Annotated in this window: 24 protein-coding genes; 1 reads left to right on the forward strand and 23 read right to left on the reverse strand. The window is 58.3% G+C overall.

The genetic code is table 11. The annotated features are described in order from the left end of the window. Window positions 1-176: 176 nt before the first annotated feature. Entirely contained in the window at window positions 177-527 is a 351-nt protein-coding gene (locus QT231_RS13565) for a hypothetical protein (RefSeq protein ID WP_308337393.1), read from the forward strand. Between the two features lie 164 nt (window positions 528-691). Here the strand turns inward: QT231_RS13565 and QT231_RS13570 are convergent, their stop codons facing one another. From QT231_RS13570 to QT231_RS13680, 23 genes are all read right to left on the reverse strand, one after another. Beyond that, entirely contained in the window at window positions 692-1,462 is a 771-nt protein-coding gene (locus QT231_RS13570) for an HIRAN domain-containing protein (protein WP_308337394.1), read from the reverse strand. 1 nt (window position 1,463) lies between these two features. Further along, window positions 1,464-2,387 (reverse strand): HipA domain-containing protein, encoded by a 924-nt coding sequence (locus QT231_RS13575; RefSeq protein ID WP_308337395.1) that lies wholly within the window; start codon window positions 2,385-2,387, stop codon window positions 1,464-1,466. A 330-nt stretch (window positions 2,388-2,717) separates the two neighbouring features. Beyond that, the gene (locus tag QT231_RS13580; RefSeq protein WP_308337396.1) at window positions 2,718-3,683 is read right to left on the reverse strand and encodes a contractile injection system protein, VgrG/Pvc8 family; all 966 of its coding nucleotides are present in this window, start codon (window positions 3,681-3,683) and stop codon (window positions 2,718-2,720) included. Window positions 3,684-3,685: 2 nt separating this feature from the next. Then, entirely contained in the window at window positions 3,686-4,135 is a 450-nt protein-coding gene (locus QT231_RS13585) for a phage tail protein (RefSeq protein ID WP_308337397.1), read from the reverse strand. A 21-nt stretch (window positions 4,136-4,156) separates the two neighbouring features. After that, window positions 4,157-7,738, reverse strand: coding sequence for a phage tail tape measure protein (locus tag QT231_RS13590; RefSeq protein WP_308337398.1), 3,582 nt, complete (start codon window positions 7,736-7,738; stop codon window positions 4,157-4,159). Window positions 7,739-7,749: 11 nt separating this feature from the next. Further along, on the reverse strand, window positions 7,750-7,887 hold the full coding sequence (locus QT231_RS13595) for a GpE family phage tail protein (protein ID WP_308337399.1): 138 nt from the start codon (window positions 7,885-7,887) through the stop codon (window positions 7,750-7,752). A 41-nt stretch (window positions 7,888-7,928) separates the two neighbouring features. After that, on the reverse strand, window positions 7,929-8,285 hold the full coding sequence (locus QT231_RS13600; RefSeq protein ID WP_308337400.1) for a phage tail assembly protein: 357 nt from the start codon (window positions 8,283-8,285) through the stop codon (window positions 7,929-7,931). A gap of 64 nt (window positions 8,286-8,349) precedes the next feature. Further along, complete coding sequence (locus QT231_RS13605; protein WP_308337401.1) at window positions 8,350-8,856, reverse strand: phage major tail tube protein; 507 nt, start codon at window positions 8,854-8,856, stop codon at window positions 8,350-8,352. 15 nt (window positions 8,857-8,871) lie between these two features. Then, window positions 8,872-10,044 (reverse strand): phage tail sheath protein, encoded by a 1,173-nt coding sequence (locus QT231_RS13610; protein WP_308337402.1) that lies wholly within the window; start codon window positions 10,042-10,044, stop codon window positions 8,872-8,874. 187 nt (window positions 10,045-10,231) lie between these two features. Next, a complete protein-coding gene (locus QT231_RS13615; protein WP_308337403.1) occupies window positions 10,232-10,525 on the reverse strand; it encodes a hypothetical protein in 294 nt (97 codons plus the stop codon). Beyond that, window positions 10,522-11,010 carry a hypothetical protein gene (locus tag QT231_RS13620; RefSeq protein ID WP_308337404.1) on the reverse strand — a complete coding sequence of 163 codons (489 nt, stop codon included), beginning with the start codon at window positions 11,008-11,010 and terminating at the stop codon, window positions 10,522-10,524. Before QT231_RS13620 ends, QT231_RS13615 begins: the two co-directional genes overlap by 4 nt. Before the next feature lie 12 nt (window positions 11,011-11,022). Further along, complete coding sequence (locus tag QT231_RS13625; RefSeq protein WP_308337405.1) at window positions 11,023-11,871, reverse strand: hypothetical protein; 849 nt, start codon at window positions 11,869-11,871, stop codon at window positions 11,023-11,025. Further along, window positions 11,868-12,242: a hypothetical protein gene (locus QT231_RS13630; protein ID WP_308337406.1), complete on the reverse strand. Its 375-nt coding sequence runs from the start codon at window positions 12,240-12,242 to the stop codon at window positions 11,868-11,870. The genes QT231_RS13625 and QT231_RS13630 overlap by 4 nt, the downstream gene beginning before the upstream one ends. Continuing rightward, a complete protein-coding gene (locus QT231_RS13635; protein WP_308337408.1) occupies window positions 12,239-12,493 on the reverse strand; it encodes a hypothetical protein in 255 nt (84 codons plus the stop codon). Before QT231_RS13635 ends, QT231_RS13630 begins: the two co-directional genes overlap by 4 nt. Then, the gene (locus QT231_RS13640) at window positions 12,486-12,845 is read right to left on the reverse strand and encodes a hypothetical protein (protein ID WP_308337409.1); all 360 of its coding nucleotides are present in this window, start codon (window positions 12,843-12,845) and stop codon (window positions 12,486-12,488) included. Before QT231_RS13640 ends, QT231_RS13635 begins: the two co-directional genes overlap by 8 nt. Beyond that, window positions 12,842-13,369 (reverse strand): phage tail protein, encoded by a 528-nt coding sequence (locus QT231_RS13645; RefSeq protein WP_308337410.1) that lies wholly within the window; start codon window positions 13,367-13,369, stop codon window positions 12,842-12,844. Before QT231_RS13645 ends, QT231_RS13640 begins: the two co-directional genes overlap by 4 nt. After that, window positions 13,366-14,289 carry a phage tail protein I gene (locus tag QT231_RS13650; RefSeq protein WP_308337411.1) on the reverse strand — a complete coding sequence of 308 codons (924 nt, stop codon included), beginning with the start codon at window positions 14,287-14,289 and terminating at the stop codon, window positions 13,366-13,368. The genes QT231_RS13645 and QT231_RS13650 overlap by 4 nt, the downstream gene beginning before the upstream one ends. Beyond that, entirely contained in the window at window positions 14,286-15,185 is a 900-nt protein-coding gene (locus QT231_RS13655) for a baseplate J/gp47 family protein (RefSeq protein ID WP_308337412.1), read from the reverse strand. Before QT231_RS13655 ends, QT231_RS13650 begins: the two co-directional genes overlap by 4 nt. Next, window positions 15,182-15,520 (reverse strand): GPW/gp25 family protein, encoded by a 339-nt coding sequence (locus QT231_RS13660; RefSeq protein WP_064234072.1) that lies wholly within the window; start codon window positions 15,518-15,520, stop codon window positions 15,182-15,184. The genes QT231_RS13655 and QT231_RS13660 overlap by 4 nt, the downstream gene beginning before the upstream one ends. A gap of 2 nt (window positions 15,521-15,522) precedes the next feature. After that, window positions 15,523-15,798, reverse strand: coding sequence for a PAAR domain-containing protein (locus QT231_RS13665; protein ID WP_089691024.1), 276 nt, complete (start codon window positions 15,796-15,798; stop codon window positions 15,523-15,525). A 9-nt stretch (window positions 15,799-15,807) separates the two neighbouring features. Beyond that, window positions 15,808-16,152, reverse strand: coding sequence for a hypothetical protein (locus QT231_RS13670; protein ID WP_308337413.1), 345 nt, complete (start codon window positions 16,150-16,152; stop codon window positions 15,808-15,810). A 26-nt stretch (window positions 16,153-16,178) separates the two neighbouring features. Further along, window positions 16,179-16,655 carry a phage baseplate assembly protein V gene (locus QT231_RS13675; RefSeq protein ID WP_308337414.1) on the reverse strand — a complete coding sequence of 159 codons (477 nt, stop codon included), beginning with the start codon at window positions 16,653-16,655 and terminating at the stop codon, window positions 16,179-16,181. Window positions 16,656-16,757: 102 nt separating this feature from the next. Further along, window positions 16,758-17,612 (reverse strand): BRO family protein, encoded by an 855-nt coding sequence (locus QT231_RS13680; protein ID WP_308337415.1) that lies wholly within the window; start codon window positions 17,610-17,612, stop codon window positions 16,758-16,760. Window positions 17,613-17,670 lie beyond the last annotated feature (58 nt).

The following is a 17,670-nucleotide window of genomic DNA, read 5'->3' on the forward strand; positions in this document are numbered from 1 at the left end:
AGGTGGCCTAACCAAAACGCTTGAGTGGGATTGAGTTCGCGGCTCATGATGATCTCCAAAATTAAAGAGACCATCAGTGTGATCAGCCAACGTTAAGGTGGGTAGATGGGTTTTATGGCGCGCTTACCAAACGCTAATATACGTCGCTTAATGTGGAGCAAGCACAGGGCAACAGCATGCGAGTGAATTACTTAGGGCCAGCAGTGGTGGGCGTGGAGCACCCAGCCGTGGCAGAAATGGACAGGCGAAAATTTCCGCCCAGTTGCTTTCTGGTAGAGATCAGCGAGGATGCACGCCCAGGTGGGCTTTGGATGGAAGGTGATGTGCTGGTAGTGGATGAGGCGCGCACGTTTGGCCATGCCGATCTGGTGGTGGCGGAGGTGGAAGGCGAGTACCGGTTATTCAAAGCCCACCGCGTGGGCAGCCGCTGCCGGTTGTTGCCCACCGCTGGTGGGCAGGGGTGTTTTATCACCGCTAAGCAGTATCGAGGGGTGGTGGTGAGGCAGGCTAGGTGTTGGGCGGTGTAGGTTATTTCTTACAAACAGATGGCAAAATGCTTACATGCATTGCTCAGTTAATTTGGCATAGTGGTGTGGTCGCCTAATAGCACGCGTGGCGGAAACGCTTCGCCAGAGGATTGCGGCAATAAAAACCCCCGGCCATGTGAGTGGCTGGGGGTAAACAGCTAAAATTAATGAATTAGCGCGGAAAACTCTTCTTGTGCTCTCATGCTGCTATTAGTTTTAGGAAGTTTTCCAGATAGGCTTACTAGCAACCTTTGGTTAGAAGGTGCTGGCTCAAGATTGACCTTGGCAATATGTGCTTTAACTTCATAGGGATTTTGTTCCATTTGCTTTAAGTCTTCTAGCAAATACCTTGGAGCATAACCAATCACAGCGAGATCATCTTTGGTTTGGATTTGAATTGCGCTACCTGTTGCTGGGTTATTCATTTCGATAGCAATTTTCAGCTCATCTCCAACTTGAAGTTCTTTTAATTTTGCATTGGAATAATCAGACATGAAGCGGCTTCCATGCACGAAAAACTTACATGTGAAGTAGCCGTCTTCACTAAGTTCTAGCTCAGGAAAAATTTCTAAGCAGTCAGTTTGTCGAGTGCCTCCTGAAATAGATAAAATTGAAACTGGATCTGCTGAGTTAGGTTCCAAGTCCATTCTCTCTACAATGCTAGAAAAATCTCTTCTTTTTCTATTTGGTACTCTATTTTTAAAAAATTCGAACAGCTCATCCGACTGATATTTTTTTTCAAAATCAGGGAAAGCGTCTAGCGCTGAAAAACCAGCAAGTTCTCTGGCTTTCTCTGCGCCTTTTAGATAAAAAAATCTATATAATGATTCGCTTTTATCATAATCTAGAGCTCCAATTGGAAACCATCGTGTTTCGTTTTGTGTGCAATTGTTAGTATTGTATTTTGAGCGCCATGCTAGATAGAGTGTGCTCATTTTAGATCTCCAATAACCTGACGTATGTTTTTCTAAGTAAAAGTTCTGCAAATTCCATAGCATAGCTATTAGTACATGCTATTGGTACTTCTTTTAATGTCCCACATATAATCTCAATGTCAGTCTCTGATAATTTTTTAAGCCATGGAGAAATTACGCTAGGCCATCTTTTGTTAGCGAGTGCAACTAATTCAATAGGGTTCATCCCTTTCCTAGCGTCGACTTTTTCAAAGACTCCTCCAGGGCCCTTGCGAATATACTTATCAATTTGGTTGCTGTAATTTTGGGGGCCTTGTTGCTTCCAAATCGAAATTTTTCGCGGCTCTAGTTCACGACCTAGTGAAGATGCATGATCGAATGAGGGTGCCATTTCATGGCTGATTTGCCCAGCTGTATATTTCCTGAACATTGACCAGTTTTCATGATGTCTATCACCGTTCATAATTAATGCATCTAAAAGTATATAACCACCAATTGCGTGATAAGCGTCTCTTCGGGCTTGCTCGCTATTAGTTACTGTTTTGATTGCTGTTAGTATGTTTTCAAGTGTATGTAAACTATGGCCATATTTCTTCTCTTGGTCGTAATTTTCAATTGCACCTGCTAGCAACTCATTTCCGTGGACTAATTCGCATGAGGAGTTTTGCAGATCTTCGAACTTTTGGCTGATTGCGCCATAAGAACCATCGAATTCCGCGATTTCGACTTTTGCGCAAGGTATACCTAATATTCCGCCAATCTCACTAGCTACCTTCTCAGACCAGTGCTCTCCAGCAATACTGACTGGCTGCATGGAAATCTTTCGGGAGAATTTAAAGAGCCATGGGGTGTCGTCATTGGGTAGCAGCACCCAGCATTTATCCTTCGTACCCATTGGCTCGTCTTCTAAGACCCAATCTGGTGCGATTGTTACAATTTGGTACATACTGTGTGCTTTTTTCGTAGGTGTGCCCTATTCCATAAAATAGCAATATTATATGTAAATAGATATTTTTTTGACCCTTTCTCCTCTAAGTTCAAATGACTTTTGGGATGGTTATATTCAATTCATTGTATTTAAAGATTTTTTTGTCTCGTGCAAGGCTAGCGCGGTAGCGTAGCTGCGATACTTCGGGTTGAGCGTTAACTAAGTAATCACTCCATCGCGTAGCGTCAGCCCTGGATTTTCAGCTAATACGCCAGCCGGGCGTTTTGGGAATATCTCTGGGTCGCTAATGGCCTGGTTGATTGAAAAGTAGACGGTGCCATTCGGCTTTCACCGCGTCTCCATCCTAATGCTGCAGGTATACCCCCGTTCCGTGAAATTGTGGGTGACTTCGTCAATGATCCAGGGGGTGGCGTCGATCTCTGGCTTGTAGCCTTCGGCAGTGACCGGGGTTTCGGGGTAGATGTCGGCGCGGCCTTCGGCTAGATCCAGCGTTAGTTCTGAATGCTTCCTTTGCAGGCGTTTGAGTTCAGCGCTTGCCTCTTCAATGGCGTGGGCCTCGGTAGCATAGGTGTGGCGTAGCCGCTTGGTGTTGTCGCTGCTGCCCACCAGTACCTCTTTGCGTTCCGCTTCGTCCAAGTCGCTCCAGTAGGCGAGTACGCCGGTGAACTCTTCACGGTCGGCAATGAGATAGCGGTGGGTGTCGCCTACGCCACGCTTGAGGGTGAGCATGGGGATGGGCGTGCCGCCTGCGGTCACGCCGCCGTTCATGGGCATAAACAGTAGGTTGCCGTTTTTGGCCATGCATAGGGCGTCATAGCGTTCAGCCAGGCGGTAGAGAAAATGTAAATCTGATTCGTCGGTTTGGTCGATGTGGTCGATAAAGATGCCTGCCAACGCTGGGGCGATGTTGGGCGCCAAGCCCAGGCGACCGGCGGCGGTGGCGACGATGTCTTGCAGGGTTTTCTCGTGGTAGCTTTCGCAGCGTTTGGCGGGGTTCTCTTTGCGTAAGTCGGCGCTGCGGGCGCGAATGGTGAGCACGTCCGGTGCGCCTGAGTGTTCAACTTCATCCACGGTAAAGCTGCCGCGATCCACCAGGGCTTCCCCTTCCCAGCCCAGGGCCACGGTCAGGATCTTGCCGCGCGGGGGAATAGCGAGGCGGCCGTCGTGATCTTCCAGGGTTAGGGTGAGTTCGTCGGTGGTGGTGCCGCGCCGGTCGGTGATGGTGAGGCTTTGCAGGCGGCCGGTGGCGGCCATGCCACCGATGGCGTAGGCGGGGCGTCGGGCGGGAATCATGCTTACACCAACCTTGGCACGGCGCGTAGGGCCATGCCTGCCAGCGGGCCGAGCATGGCCAGCAGGTTGCCGTTATCGTCTTCTACCCGATGCATCACCATATCAAAGTCAATCTGCTGGGCGGCGCCGTCGCGCATTAAGGCGACCTTGCGCTCCTTTAGGCTTTCCATGACAAAAAAGCCGTAGTTTTTGCCGGTGCCTTCGATCAATGGCCAAGCGTGGCCTTGGCTGGCCATGTCGCGCAATTGATCCAGGTGGGGCTGGCCACCGGTGAACTGGGGGTGAAGGGTGCCGGTGAGCGTGAAGGTGTCGTCCCCTGGGCCAAGAAACTGCCGGGCGGGCAGCAGGCCAACGCGGCCTTGGGCTTCCTGCCGCCAGTTGGTTTGGCGCTGTAGTTCTTGATAGGCGGCGGTGTCGAGTGAGAACACGAACATGCCGTAAATCATCATCATGGTGGTGCTCCTTACTGCTCTTTAATCAATGTCGTGGAAGGCGCTGCGATGGCGTGCCTGGGCGCGGCGTTCGGCATCGCGCAGGGCACGCTGCACTTCGGCGTTTACCAGCCGTGCCAGGGCTTGTTCATCCATACCCGGGGCGGCGTGAATCTCGATGTTGATGCCGCCGTGAATCACCAGCCCGCCTTCACTGGGTTGGCTGGCGTGGCTTTGCAGCGGTGGCCGGGCGTCAATCTGTACGCCGCTGGTATCGACCTGCAGGGGGTCGAATTGCGGTAGCTCTGGCCACTCGAACCCCAGCGCATCCAGTGTGGGCATTTCCGGCAACGTGGGGCGCTGGATCTCTAGCGCGCCTAGCTCGGGTAACGCGGGTAGCTCCGGCCGCTCGATGTGCAGCGCATCCAGCGTGGGTGTTTCGGGCTTGGGTACGTCGGGCGTGGCCACCTCGCTCACCAGCGTGGGTAGCGGCGGCAGGGTGGGCGTTTGAATATCTAACGCGAGCGCAGGCGAGGCGACCCCGGCGCCCAGCATTAGCCCGGCGGCGGCGCTTCGTAAGCGATCCGTCAGGCTGCGCACTTGCTTAACGGGGCCATCGGCGTCGGCTTCAATGCCGTTCGCCAGGCCTTGGGATACATAGCCACCAATGGTGGCAAATACGCGGCTGGGGGAGTGGATATCCAGCCAGCCACGCACGGTGCTGGTCACATCGTTGGCGAGGTTGGCGGCGCTTTCCGTTGCTCGGTTGGCGCCGTCACGAATGCCTTGGCCTAAACCCGCCGCGGTCTCTTTGCCCAGCTGAATAGCACGGTTGGCACCGTTGCTGAGTGAGTCCAGTGCGCTACCCATGGCGTCTTGCACCCAGCCTGCGATATTGCCCGCCATGCCCATTACCTGGTCACGAAGCGCGCCGATCATACTGCCGATGCCGTTGATCATGCCTTCAACGATATTGACGCCGAAGCCTTCAAACACACGGCTGGGGGAGTTGATACCCAGCACCCCTTTGAACCAATCGGCCACGCTGGTGGCGATGCTGGTAATGTGTTCGCGCAGGGCGGCGAGCTTTTCGGTTAGCCCGCCCAGCAGGCCGTCAATCACAAAGCCGCCCAGGCTGCGGAACCCTTCGGGCACTGAAATGCCCAGCAGATCCAGTGCGGATATAAACGCACTGTGCAGCAGCCCAAGCGGTGACCAATCAATCAGCAGCTTGTATACGCCACCGATGCCATCGCCAAAGGCGTCGTTGACCGTTGCCCACACGCTATTCGCTGATTGACGCACCCAGCCCATGGCGCTGCTCATGCCGCTGGATAAGCCGCCGATCATCTTGCTACCCAGCTCGCTAAGTGAGCCGGGCAGTTCAATGCCCAGCAGGCCTAACGCGGATGAGATGCCGCTATAGAGCAAGCCAAGCGGTGACCAGTTGACCAGCAGGCGGGTAACGCCACCGATGCCGTCGCCAAAGGCGTCTTTTACCTGCTGCCATAGGCCCAGGAAAAAACCTTTGATGGGTTCCCAGTATTTGTAAATCACCAGGGCGGTGGCGGCGATGGCCAGGATGGCCCAGCCGATGGGGTTGGTGGCCAGGAATACCGCCGTGGCTTTGAGTGCGCCCAACAGGCCCACCGTTAGCGCTTTGCCCACCGCGAACAGGGCGGCACTGGCGGTTTTTAATACCGGGCCGAGTACGCCCGCCTGAATGCCCAGGGTGGACATGGCGAAGCGGGCGAACAGCAGCGGGGAGAGGATGCTGGCAAAGGTCATGGTGACGGCACCGCCGATGGTGGCCAAGGCGATCATGGCCGCCGCCACCTTGGCGATGGTGCCTGCGAGTTCGGGGTTTTCTTTGATCCAGTCGCCGACCCCGCGGGTAATCTTGGTGATGGTTTGCACCAGGTCGCGCAGGGGGCCGTCGTTGGTGTCAGTGATACTGATGCCGACTTCTTCCCAGGCGCTGCGCAGGTTTTTTAAATCGCCGCCGATGTTGTCGGCCATCACTTCGGCCATACGGGCGTTTTCGCCCATGTTGTCGCCCAGGGCGTTGATGATCTCATCCAGCTGGCCACCGCCCATGGCGTCGACCAGCTCAGACATGCCGGAGCCCGCTTCCACGCCGAAGATATCCTGCATGATGGCTTTGCGTTCGACGTTGCCCAGGTCAGCCGTGGCTTGGCTGATATCGCGCAGGATATCGGGCATGGCGCGCATATTGCCGTTGGCGTCTGACACCTGCAGCCCGATGTTTTCAATGGCGGCCGCGCCCTTACCAACGGGGTTGGTGAGCCGGTTCATCATGGCGCGCATGGTGGTACCGGCCTGGCTGCCCTGAATACCGATGTTGCCGAGAATGCCCGACATCGCCGCGGCTTGTTCCATGGTCAGCTTGAGGTCTTCGGCGCCGCCCAGGTACTTCATGGTTTCGCCGAGCATTTCCAGGTTGACGTTGGCTCGGCTGGCGGTACCGGAGAGGATATCCCCGACCCGTGCCATGGCGCCCTCCGCCTCCATATCGACCTTGAATGCACCGGCAATGTTGGAGGCGATATCCGCCGCGCGGGCCAGCTCGGTATTGTTGGCCAGCGATAGCGCGAGCACGTCTTTCATTGAGGCTTGAATGGCCTCGCTGCTCATCCCGGCGCGCAATAGAAACTCTTGCCCCGCGCCGACTTCGGTAGCGCTGAAGGCGGTGGTTGACCCTAAGTCGCGGGATTGCTGGCGTAGCCCTTGGAAGCGTTCATCGTCTGCGTCGAAGCGGCCCACGGCCTGCAGAGTGCTCATCTGTTCCGCCCAGGCAACGCCAGGCGTTAACAGGCGGGCGGCGGCGTAACCTTGGGCCATGCCAGTGCCGAGCATACCCATACCCACGCCTTGGGCGCGGGCGACGTTGGCCATGCCATTTTGGTAACGGTCTCGGGCCTGGGTTAAGCGCCGCTGGCGTTCGGCAACTTCGGCAAGGTGGCGCTTTTGCTGCTGCAGGGTGGTGTTGAGCCGTTCCTCTTTGGAGCGCAGCTCCCTAGCACTGCGGCCCATGTTGTCGGTGCTAATGCCTGCTTCATCCAACCGCGTTTTTAAACCCCGGATACGCTCGGTTTGGGTGGCGTGGTTCTGGGTAAGCCGCTTTACTTCCTCACCTGCGTTGCGGGTTCGGTTGCGGTATTCCTTTAGCGCGCGGGCGGAGCGGTCGAACTCGGTTTGCTGGCCGTGGAGCCGCACGCGAGCGCGTTCCAGCGAGGCGGTAAGCTGGTCGCTGGGTTGCTTGGTGTTGAGTAGCTGGCGAGCTAAGCGGTCGTATTCCCGCCTTGCGACGGTAAGGCCGGATTTGATGCCGGTGTGCGCTTCGCGCTGGCGTTCCAGTGCCTGGGTGTATTCGCGGTTGCGCGTGCGGGCGTCGCGCATTGCGCGGGTATTGGTGCGAAGGGCAGCGTTGGCTTTGCGGTAGCTGGTGAGGTCGCTTTGCTGACGCTGCAGGTCTTTGAGCTGGTCGCGGGTTTCGCGCATGGCCTGGCCGGTTTGACCGGCACTTTGGCGCATCCGCTTTAGGGGGCCGGTGACGCGATCTACCGCGTTCAACATGACTTGTAGGCGTAGATTACGCGACATCGGCTGTTTTCCTATTTGGTGCGTTTACCGTTTGGCTTGCTGCCTTCGTGGCGTTTGCGGGCGCGTTCGCGCCATTGCATGAGTTCTTCCAGCTCCATGCCGTCCATCGCGCTGGGTTCCCAGTGGAACACCATGGCGAGATCCGCCATGGCGTCTTCAACGAACTCGGCTAGGGCTATTGGTTGAAGCCCTATGCCTCGATGTCCTTGAATTTCTTTGGGGTTAAAAAACCGTTCAGCGCCGTGCCGAGTTGCACCAGGTCAACGATGTCCATGGTTTTGAGTTCGGCTTCTGTCAGCGCGGGGGTGGTAATGCGGGGCATGACTTTGGTAAGGGCGGCTACATCGAGGTTCATGATGTCCACCAGAGAGACGCCGCGCATACCGCCGCTCATGGGCTTGCGGACGGTGATTTCTTTCACCAATGTTTTGCCACGCTGTAGCGGGGTTTCCAGCTCGACCACTTCGGTAGGTACGCCTGGGGCGGTGGCGGCTGGGGTTTCGATGGCTTGGGCTTCGGTACTTTGGTTTTCAGTCTTATCGGTCATGATGGGTTCCTAAGTGTTAGGTGTGGCCACCGGGGTGGCCGTGGGTGGGAAGTTGCCGGGCTGTTTACACCCCAAGGGCGGCGCGGCGCTCTGCCAAGCGATCCTTACCGCGTACCTTGAAGATGAAGCCGGGCACGTCGCGTTCGATGACCTCTTCGCCATCGACCATTAACTTGAAGTAGCTCAGGGTGGTGGTGACGCTGATTTGGTTGTTATCACCCTTCGATGCGTCACCCATGCTGATAGTCTTGTGACGGCCACGCATCACGATCTCGACGGGAATTACGCCGCCGTCTTCGTCGGATTCGTAAGAGCCGGTCATACGCAGCATGGCGGCGTCGTGGATGGGGCTGCCGTAGCTTTCGTAGATATCGACAATCATGCCGCCCGCGACCCATTCGAAGGTTTGCAGTTCGTTGCCTTGATCCACTTCAATCGGGCCTTCCATGCCGCCGCCTTCGTACTCGACCATGCGGCGGGCGAGTTCCGGCAGGGTGAGTTCGGGGATTTGGCCCTGCCAGTTGTTGCCGTCGCCGAACAAATTAAAGTCTTTGAGGATGTGGGGTAGCATTTTTGCTTGCTCCTGTTAGGCGTTGATGCGGTCGGCAAAATCGACAAGATATTGGTCGGTAATGCGCTGCTGCAGCATGAGGTTTTCCAGCGGCGGCACTGGGGTGTAGTTGTAGTCGATGTAGAGCTTGCCGCTTTTCAGGACTTCCTTGCTGTTTAGCTCGGGGTCGAACCAGGCCTCGCCGCCGAGCAGGTAGCCTTTGCGGGTGAGCTCGCGGAACTTGGCGTTGATGCCTTCGATAATGTCGCGAACCAAGCTGGGGTGCATCGGCTTATCCACTGCCCACAAATGCGCTTCCGCGATTGTGTCTGCCAGCACTTGGGCGGTGCGGGTGTAGGACTCAAACGCGAACAGCGGGTCGATGGTGCAGGTGCGCGAGCCCCAGAAGCGGAAGCCTGACTTGTTGATCAGCGTGGTGACTTCAGCGGCGTTGAGGTAACCGGCATCGGTGGCGGGATCTTGGAGATCCCAGAACACATCGTGGGTAATGCCGGTGACGCTGTTGACGGGCATATTCGAGATGGTTTTGTGCCAGCCGATGTCGTTATCCAGCCGTGCACGGTGGCCAAGGGCTTTGGCGACGGCGGAGAGCGGGCGGCTTTCCTGGGCGTTAACGTCGAAGTTTTGGAAGTTGGGCCAGATCACCATGGCTTCACGTTCGCCGAAGTTCTCCCGGTACATCACCGCTTCTTCTTTGGTTTCGCAGCCGTAAGCAGATACGTAGGCGAAGGCCCGCAGCTTTATGGCGATGCTGACCAGGGCACTGGCGACGTCTTCGTTATCCAGCTCCGGCACGCCGAGAATGCGCGGTTTCACGCCAAAGCGCTGTTCAGCGGCGAGCAGCGCCTGAATACCGGTTTTCTGGCCGGTGGCGGTCACGCTTCCGATGATGTTGGCAGTGGTTTCGGCTTCGTCCTCGCCTTCGGCCACGCGCACCACCACGCACAGGGCGCGGGTTTCTTCGACAATGGCGCGCAGCGAACGGGCCAGGGTGCCGGTGGTGCCCGCCGCGCCAATGGCGCTGTAAATGTCGGTGACCAATACCGGCGTATCGAGGGGGAAGCGTTCGGCATCCGCCTCCGGGCCAGTGGCCACCAAGCCGATAACGGCGGTGGCCACGGTGCGGATGGGGCGAGTGCCTTCGTTGATTTCGACGACGCGGACGCCGTGATGGTAATCCTGGGCCATGCTTGTCTCCTGCGCAGGTTCAAGCGGTATCAAATGTTTGAACGATAAGAGCTGCCATGGTGTGGCGACTTCGCGCGGGAGGGTAGCGGCGGGCGTTGTGCGGGGAGTGGGGGACAGAAAAGGGAGCGGGGAGGCAGTAAAAAGCCCGCCGGGTGGCGGGCTTGGGTGGCTATATCCAATGACAGACCTACAGCAGAGACAGTGCCAGGGCGGCCAGTACGCAGAGCGCTAGGGGCACAAGCACGTCGTACACTGAATCACTTGTCCAGGCTCGCCATACCCCTTCGTGCCATTTCACTGGCAGCGGCTCGCCCCACTTCCAGCCGCGCCGACTGGCCAGCCGGTATTCGTTCTGGGCAATCTCGCGACCTAGCAACAGTGTCACCGCGATGGCACCGGCGACCCACATACCCAGGTAAGGCCATAAGACCAACTGGATGAGCAGAGCGATTAGCGCATGCTCAAGCTGGGATTTGTTCATAGTGAGCTCTCTGGCGGACGAATGGCGTCGAGCGCTGCGACCGCTTCTTTGGCAGCCTGCTCAGCGGCTTCGATGGTTTCCGATCGACTAACCGCTGCCTTACCACCAAGACGAACGCTTCGAATAGCCCCGAGTGCCTGTTCCCATTGCTCGGCGGTGGCGACGATCTCCTGGGCGGCGGCTTCGGCGCTGACCCCAAACATCTCGATGTGATCCTGCACGCTGGATGGAATCGCCGTTTCATCTTTACCGCCTGCCAACCACTCGCTGGCTTCCTGCTTGGCCAGCAGGTACTCCTGGTCGATGTAGCTGCCGGGGCTGACGAAGGCGGCGCGAGCGTTGCCTGCGGCATTATCAATTTCGATACCAAGCTGGCCATGTGCGGCATTCATTACAACTTCTAACGGCACCCCCTTTTCCAAAAGATCGATAGATAGGAAGTCTGAATAAGTGACTTCGTTATGTTTGAGCTGCTTAATCTTCATGTTAGCGCCTTATTACAGTAGGTTAGAGGTGATATTGGCGTGATTGACGCGAACAGCATCCGCCCAAGACGAAAACCCGATAAGCTCGACGCTGGTGCCATATAACTCATAAGGCACCGCCTCTTCGCCGTTCTGATCAATAAGGTAACGTAGACCGGTATATGTGCTTCCTCCCACACTCCCTTTTTCGACGGTCACCGCGCGCATGCGTAGATCGCAGGTGCCAAAGGAGCCTCCATCGTGCTGATGCAGAAAGGGGCCGTGATTAACCTCAATAATCGAGTGCTGCAGCAAAACCATCCCGTGCGCGCTTTGACTTGAAACAAGGCTGCCCGAGTAAGCGCGCATGGCTGGTGAGGAGCTATCTTCAACGAAGAGCGTCTTGAACGTAACTCCCGCAGCAACCAAATATCCCCTTAACCCCATCAAAAACGATGTTGAAAAAGTGAAGGTCACGCCAGCGCTACTTTCTCCAAGATACGGCATGCCTCGGATAACGTAGCCCTCCTTGTCCGATGAACTGCCAATCAGGGTTATTACCTTGCCCGCGACACTGACATTCCGATCTAGGATGTGCTCACCTTTCGCAAGCCGAATCACACCTAAAAAAGAGTCAGGAACTTCAGTACACGCACCGCTGATCGTTCGCTTGGCTTTAGCCCAAGATGTACCGTCATTGCCATCATCACCATTGATTGGATCAACATAGAGTTGGCGAGACGTTGACGATTTAAGAAACTCATCAACGGCTGTCGTCGCTTTATCAACCTTGTTGTCAATCCCCTTCATCTTATTCGCGACTTCGCTGGTCAGCTTATTGGCGGCGCTCACCAGCGCGGTGATTTGGCTTTCTAGGCTCATGTGGCCTCCTGGTCTGTGGTGGTGCTGTTTTGGATGGTGGCGGCGCCTTGGGTGAAGGCGTCGGTTAGGGCGGTGAGGGCTTCGCCGAACTGGGTTTCGATGTCGCCCACCTGGGCCTTGGTGGCTTTCTTGGCCAGCTCTTCGGTAATGGTGGTGGCGAAGTTGGGGTTGTTGCCCAGCGCTTCGGCCAGCTCGGCGAGGGTGTCCAGGGTTTCCGGGGCGCTACCGGCCAGCGCACTGAAACGCTGGTCGATCTGCTCGATGGTGGGCACGTCTGCTTTGTTGGCCTTGTTGCGCAGCTTGCCGTCGATCACCCCCAGGGTGTGGGTGACGGCTTGGCGTAGCGCGATCAGGTTTTCATCAAAGCTCATGGGGTGGCGTCCTCTTGGGCGGCGATCATGCCGCCGTGGTGGCTAATGGCATCGGTAAGGGCATTCATCACATCGCCCAGCTGCTGGGTGGCGTGGCGGGCTTCCTCCACTTGGGCGAGGATCTCCGGCGAGAGTGTGCCGGGCGGGCCTTGGGTGCCGTGGCTGATGACCTGAAAACGCGGCGGCGCGGGCAGGTGAACCGTGACCGAGCGCGCGGGCATTTGGATGGTTAAGCGAGTGGCATTACTCATGAAGTACCCCCGGCGTTAGCTGGAAGTGGCCGCGCAGCAGGCTGAATACGTCGCCGTTTGGGAAGGTAACGCGCAGCTCGTAACGGGCACCTGACCACTCGAGTGAGACGGCACCCGCCGTTTGCGCGGGGCGGATATGCACGCTGATGCCGCCTTGCTCGGGGGCCAGCTCGATACCGTTGCCGGTTTCGCAGCTGAGCAGCGGCGCGCCCTGGGTGGTGGCCACCACGAAACTTGCCTCGCAACCGGTGAGATCCACCGGCGCGGCGTTGGGGGCGTCGCTTGCCCAGGTTGCGCTAAAGCGGTAGGTGGTACCGGCGACCAGGGAGAGCGTGGGGGCCTGGGTGCTCATGGGCGTTTCTCTAACTCATTAACGCGGAACAGCAGATCCACTTGGCGGGCCATGTTGTCGACGATGGCCGCCGCGTTGGCGGTGTACTGTTCGCCCCAGGCGGCCAGCGACAGGTTCGCGCCGGTGCCTTCCACGGTGACGGATTCAGCGGGCAGGGCGTCCAGGCGTAAATCGAATGCCAGCAGCAGCGGTACCGTGTTGGAGATGTAGGCCAGCGGCTGGGAATCAGACCAGACGGCGAGCAGGGTGCCGTCTTCCAGAAAGAACCCCACTTCATGCACCCAGAACTCGGGGCCATCGCCATCGACCACGCCGGTGAGGTGGATTTGGTGGGCGCTGACGCGTTGGCCATCGGCGATGCTGACGCGCCTGCGTTCGTTGACCAGCTTGAATTCGTTCTTGCTGGGGTTGCGGGCGTTGTCACCGATGGCGATATGGGTAATACGTGCGGCCAGGCCATCGCTCTCGGCATTGAATACGGCGGCGAGGCCCGCCGTGGTAATCACGGGTACCAGCGCTGTCATGTGGTGCTCTCCATGGTGTGATGAGTAACGGCAAATCCGCGACAGGCACCGGCGACGAGCAACGATGCTGCCGGGAGGTTGGCCTGGGCCACAGAATCTGGCAGGTCGGTGTCAGGGGCGTTGGCCATAAGTCGACGAGTAACGGCCAGCCCGCGATAGGCGCTGATAATGGCGAGCCATGCCGGTGAAAGCGTGGCGTCAGCTGTGACCTGTGCCGCGCGGCGTGTGTGTGCCCTGGCCTCATGCGTTGCCGTAACGGCCACTTCAGCGCCGATCTCGACCGGTGGTTGAACCGGATGCGTCGCCGCGCGCGAAAAGGACGCGGGCTGCAGGGTGCTTGCCATCCCCCAATCCGTCGCCATTTCGAGTGGCGGCTGGGCTGGGCGGGCATCGTTGCGGGCTAGGGCGGCGGCACTCTGTGCGCTGGCCACGCCAATCCGGTTGGGGCCGAACTGGGCGGACAGCGAAAAATCATAGTGGCTGCGCAGGTTCTTGGCGCTTTGAATGGCGTGGTGAATCTGCTGGTAAAAGCTGCCGCTGAGCTGGTCGGCAACCTCGCGGTTATCGTTCAGGTGCAGCCGGGCGCGGAAGGTGCCGGGCCGGGTGGTGGGCTGTTGCTCAAACCACTCGGTCAGCGTGACCTTGATGCCCATGGCGGCCAGGGCTTTTTCCACCGCTAAGCGGGTGCCTTTGATGCGGTGAACGGCAAAGCTTTCAGCGATCACGGCGCGCTTGGTGGCCTCGGGCCAATCGGCTTCCCAGACATCCACCGAAAACGCCCAGGCCAGAAACGGCAGCAGCTCCGCCGGGCAGGTGGCCGGGTTCCACAGCGTGCGCAGCGGTACCGGCAGGGCCAGCGGGTGCGAGGCGGCAACGCGGGCTTCCAGTGGGCTGCGGTTGGGCGGTAACAGGTGGATCATGGCAGCCGCTCCGTGGTGATGTGAATCCCGGTGCAGCGGGGTGCCTGGTGCGGTTGGCTGCGTAGATCCTGCCAGTTGCGCAAGGTGACGTTTTCCACCCCCTGCACGGTAAGCGCGGCGCTAATGCCGGAACGGGTCACCCAGGTGCCCAGCTTGTAGCGGGCATCGGTGTAGGTGTTTAGCTCGCGCCGGGCTTCTTCAATCACCAGCTCTGCATCGGGGCCGGGGCGCAGGGTTAGCGTGGCGTTGATGGTGTAGTCGACCCGGTCGGCGGGCTGCAGGGTGAGCCGGTCGGTGAGCGGCCGAAAAGGTTCCAGGTAGTCGCGCACGGTGGCGAGCAGTTCCGGCGTGGCGATGCCGTCGTTTTTGCGCGATAGCACGGTGAGCACCACATCCACTGGCTCGGGGCTTTCTACTGCGACATCGCGCACGTCGGGGTGGGCAGCCGCGGCGTGGAACTGGTAGGCGCCTACCGGCCCGGCAACGGATAGCCCTTCGAAGGCGAGCTGGATACGGGCGCGAAAGTCGCGGTCGTGCTCAAACGTGGGCGGTACCGGCGGCACGGCGTTGGGGTCGCCGGGGGCGAGCATTAGACGCGTGACCTGAAAATTAGCACCTAGCTGATCGAGGTCGCCACCGGCGGCGTAGGCGAGCATGACGGCGCGGGCGGCGTCGTTGATGCGTTCGCGCAACAGCAGTTCACGGTAGGCGTTTTCCTGCAGCAGCTTGGTGAGCGGTTCGCTTTCAAGGGCGAGGGTGTTGGCCAGTTCTTCCCGTTCGTCGCTGGGGGTGAGTTCAAGCAGGCGCGCTTTGCGCTCGCTCAGCAGCGCTTCAAAATCCAGTGGCTCGATCACATCCGGCGGGGTGATCTGGGAGAGGTCGATGGGCGTGCTCATGTAAACGGTACCTCGACATGGAAGCGCTGGCCATCGTGGGTTTGGGCGTCGATCTCCAGCCAGGCGCGGCCGTGCTGGCTGGCATCTAACTGGCGGTTAACGCGTAGCACGCGCACCCTTGGCTCCCAGCGGGTAATGGCCATCACGCTGGCGGCGTAGGCTTGCAGCAAGGTGGTGTCGTTAAGCGGCTGGTCGATCAGTTCCGGCAGTAGCGAGCCGTACTCACGGCGCATCACGCGGGTGCCGATGGGGGTGGTGAGAATGTCGCGGATGCTTTGCTGGATATGGGCCAGCCCGCTGACCAAGTGGCCGTTTGATGTGCGCATGCCTGCCATGGTTAGCCCCCTACAAACACATTGGGCGAGCCGGTGGCCACCAGCGAACCGCAAGCGACCGGGTCGCCGACGCGGCCCTTGGGGCGGCCGTTGACGAATACCGTTTTGGAGCCCGCTGCTAGTACGGATTCATGGGAGCAGTGACGCGCCCAGGCATCGGCCACGCGGTGGCTGGGGATGCGGTTCACAAACACATTGGGCGAGCCTGATACCGACGGCCGTGGTGAGCACGAGCCGTGGCCGGTACATATATCGCCTAAACGGGTAGCAGCGGGCATGGGGTTCTCCTATAGCGGCGTGGGGGCCGCCATTTCCTGGCGCACGTTATCGAGTTGGTCTGACTGTTTGAGCGCGTTAATCATGGCGGCGCGGCTGAGGCCGCCGTCGCCTTTCGTGATGGGGCGCGTGAAAATGCCCAGCTGCTCTTGGCTGGCCCGTTGGCGGATCTGCTCAAGAGCCAGGGCAATGGCGTTTTGGCTGGTGGCCAGTGAATTGCCGTCGGCCTGCTTACCGGCATAGAGCGCCTCACGAATCAGCGTTAGTTCGTCGCGGATCTGCTCGCCGACGGCGATCATTTGCGCAAAGTCGTCGGTGTAGTCGATAGCGTTTTCATCGCTGGTTTTAACGCCCATAGCGCGGCCCCCTCGTTTTTATCGGCTCAGTTTTCATAAATGTTGCGGCCTTTAAGGTGCATATCGCCGCTGGCGGTAATGCGGATCTCGCCGGTGGCGTTGATGGTGATATCGCCAGGAATGTCGACCTTCAAATGATGCTCAACGTGGTGGTAGTCGATCACCGCGCCGTCGGGCATCACCGCGTGGAAGTGGTCGCCGTTGTCGCTGGGGGCGGGGTGTAGGCCACGAAACAGGCCGGTAAGTACCACGCCTGCATTGAGATCCCCACCGGGTGAAATAACGATGGCCTGCTCATCGACCGTAGGCGGGCACCAGGTGCGTGTGGTACCCGCGCGGCTTTCGATCCAGTGCAGCCAGCCGGTGGTGATCTCGCCAATATCGACCCGCACGCGGGGCGGTATCGGCGGCACGGCATCGGGATTGCCATAATCCACCTCGGCGATGGTGCCGATGCGAATCAGGTTGGCGATAAGGCGTTTAAGTTCGGCGACGTTGTTCATGCCGCCAATGGTGGAAGCGTTACGCGCGGATGGGTAGCGGCGGGCGTTGTGCGGGATGGTTAGGACAAGTGATGCCCCCAGGCTTGGCTGGGGGCGGTGGGGTCAAGGTACTAGAGGTTGCAAGGTGGGCTGGTAGCGGCGGGCGATAGCAGCGCTATCCACTATGTGTCCGTGGAGTTGCTTGCCTGCCGGAGAACCTAGTTGTGTGAGTGCTTCATAAAGGTGGTAGTGCCGGTAGAGTTCACGGATTTGAATCACATGCTTGCATAGTGAGTGCAAGTTGAGTTGGTCGGCTTTGCCTAGCTTATCGGGAAGGGGGAGGTTAGCGTCTACTGAGGTGCACTGTGGGGTAGCCGGTAGCCACTCGCCTTCCAGCGCATAAGCGGCGATAAAGTTGCGGGCGGCATCCAACTGGTCGGCGGGAATGTCGGCACCGGAACGCACGCCAAAGGCGGCATGGGTTTGTGACCATATCTTGGAAGTAGCACAGCGCTGGGCACGGGGTGATAAGTGCGTGACCTTGCCCTTGATGAGTGCGCCCAACATATGAAACCCATCGGTACCGATGGTCTGGCCGATCAGGGTGTTCATTTTGCCTTCGACATCGTGATAGTGGCCGTGCTTTCTAATGGCGGGCAGGACTTCCGCAGTCACCCACTTACGAAAACGGTGCTGCGGAGTGCCGAGCTTTGTGGCATCCCGGCTACGTAGAATTAAGATGAACAATCCAGACTCATTGATGATATTGGCCTCACCCTGACGCCCTAACTTGAAGTTAGACCGTTCGTCATCATCTAACGCTTTCAGGGCTTTTGACGTATTGGTAAGGCTCAGCGCTCTACAGACATCGCTGGCAACAAACCAGGGATCGCCATCTATGACGGTAACCCGGATCGGCTGGGACTCGAAACGGAAAGGGATCACCTGACCTCTACCGGTTGAAGTGCTATTATTCATGGGCAGTTCCTTTTTTGAGATATGGATACTGTGTTTTCAAGCCCTTGGCGTTGCAGCG

It is taken from the genome of Halomonas sp. SpR1 (genome assembly GCF_031010175.1).
GTDB lineage: Bacteria > Pseudomonadota > Gammaproteobacteria > Pseudomonadales > Halomonadaceae > Vreelandella.